This window comes from Citrobacter sp. Awk 2, assembly GCF_028069815.1.
Lineage (GTDB): Bacteria > Pseudomonadota > Gammaproteobacteria > Enterobacterales > Enterobacteriaceae > Citrobacter.
Window position 1 is genome coordinate 1 of record NZ_JANEWL010000283.1, and the last position, 277, is coordinate 277.

A 277-nucleotide genomic window follows, 5' to 3' on the forward strand; every position below is an offset into this window, starting at 1 on the left:
CATCCGACTTGACAGACCGCCTGCGTGCGCTTTACGCCCAGTAATTCCGATTAACGCTTGCACCCTCCGTATTACCGCGGCTGCTGGCACGGAGTTAGCCGGTGCTTCTTCTGCGAGTAACGTCAATTGCTGCGGTTATTAACCACAACACCTTCCTCCTCGCTGAAAGTACTTTACAACCCGAAGGCCTTCTTCATACACGCGGCATGGCTGCATCAGGCTTGCGCCCATTGTGCAATATTCCCCACTGCTGCCTCCCGTAGGAGTCTGGACCGTG

Annotated in this window: 1 rRNA gene; it reads right to left on the bottom strand. The window is 55.6% G+C overall.

From position 1 onward, the window contains the following. Positions 1-277 (bottom strand): 16S ribosomal RNA (locus NNO02_RS23920); the annotation flags it as partial.